The organism is Ensifer adhaerens (assembly GCF_002007205.1).
Taxonomy (GTDB): domain Bacteria; phylum Pseudomonadota; class Alphaproteobacteria; order Rhizobiales; family Rhizobiaceae; genus Ensifer; species Ensifer adhaerens_D.
The window spans coordinates 1-1,738 of sequence record NZ_LAZS01000017.1 but is presented as its reverse complement, the minus strand read 5'-3'; the positions used below and the strand labels follow the sequence as shown (position 1 = coordinate 1,738).

The window sequence follows — 1,738 nt, the reverse complement described above, 5'->3', positions numbered from 1 at the left end:
TCCAGGAGATCAACAAGCATGTGAGCGCGATCGTGACGGCGACGCGCGAACAGTCGACCGGTCTCCAGGAGATCAACACGGCAGTCAACACCATGGACCAGGGCACGCAGCAGAACGCGGCGATGGTCGAGGAGCAGACCGCTGCAAGCCATGGGCTTGCTTCGGAGGCCGCCTCGCTCAACGCGCTGCTCGCCCAGTTCAACCTCGGCGATACGCAAGGCGTTTACGCGGCAGCGACCAACCACCGCCGCCGGGCAGCCTAGCCTTCGCCGCCATTCGACAAGCAAAAGGCCCGGGCGACCGGGCCTTTTCTTTGCGCACTGCATCAGGATTCTCGCTTTTCACTGCAGGATCGCGATTCATCCTCTTGTTTCTTAAGCTTTGATAAAGCGGTCGCGCATACCGTTTCATCGCCGCGAAATGACTTCGCCCCGCACGTCGCCTCCAGGCATTCATCATCGCGATGTGTTCCAGACACCTGTCCCAATGCTCAGCGTGCCCGCCACGCAATCGATGATTTGGCCGCGCACGACCGCAACGGCGGAGGCGCGAGGGGAGACATACGGTGATCCTAAAGACTGCAACGGCAAGAAACATGTTCGCCATCGTTATGACCGGCCTTCTGACCTCCATGGTCACCGCCGCCGTCGTCTTCTGGCTCTCCTACCAGCAACTGCGTGAGCGCAGCATCGCCGAGATGACCAATGCGGCCTCGGCAAGCGCGCGCAGCGTCGAGACGAAGTTCGCCGAAGGAAAGACGCTCGCAAACAACATCCGCTCCGCCCTCTATGCGGTGAAGGGCACGGGCGAGCCGTCGCGCGCCGAAATCGAAACCCTGATGAAGCGCTGGATCGTCGATAACCCGCTTGCCGTCGGCATGAGCACCGGCTGGGAGCCGAACGCCTTTGATGGCAAGGATGCAGAGTTCGTCGGCAAGCCCGGCCATGATGCGACCGGCCGCTTCGTTCCCTACATCGCCCGCTCCGGCGACAAGGTGATCCACGAGGCGCTGGCCGACTACGACAAGCCGGGTCCCGGCGACTACTACCAGATCCCGAAGAAGACCGGTCTCGATATGGTCACCGAGCCCTATGTCTACCCGATCAACGGCAAGGACGTGCTGATGACCTCGATCATGGTGCCGCTCAAGAAGGACGGCGCCTTCATCGGTGTGGTCGGCGTCGACATGGCGCTCGGCGAACTCTCGACCGAACTCGCCAAGCTGAAACCCTTCGGCACCGGTTTCGTCTCATTGCTCAGCAAGGATGGCAGCATCATCAGCCACCCGGACGCAAAGGTGCTCGGCAAGGTGCTGAAGGACACGCCGCTGCAGGGCGAGGGCTGGGGCGACCTCTTGAGCCATACCGGCCGGGCTTTCGCGCTGAAGCATACCGATGGCGCCGGGCATCTCGCCGTCGCGGTGCCCGTCAATCTGCTGCCGGACACCGTCTGGTACGTCGTGGTGTCCGTTCCGGAGGCGACGGTTTTTGCCGGCCTGTCACACCTTGCGATGATCTCGATTGCCGTCATCGCCGTTGCCGCCGCCATCATGATCATCGTCGGCTGGACACTCGCAACCCGCTTCCGCAAGCGCGTCGCCAATGTCATTGGTGTCACCGGCCAGATTGCTGCCGGCGAGACCGACGTCGACCTGTCGGAAGCCGAGCGCAAGGACGAAATCGGCGATCTCGCCCGGTCGTTGCGGGTTCTGCGCGACGCGACCATCGCCAAGATGCAG

1 protein-coding gene and 1 pseudogene are annotated in these 1,738 nt (G+C 62.7%); both read left to right on the top strand.

All coding sequences use genetic code 11. From position 1 onward, the window contains the following. A pseudogene (locus XB14_RS32355) lies at positions 1-263 on the top strand (chemotaxis protein); the annotation flags it as partial. A 332-nt stretch (positions 264-595) separates the two neighbouring features. Next, the coding region (locus XB14_RS32350) for a cache domain-containing protein (protein WP_234804216.1) at positions 596-1,738 on the top strand (1,143 nt) is incomplete at its 3' end.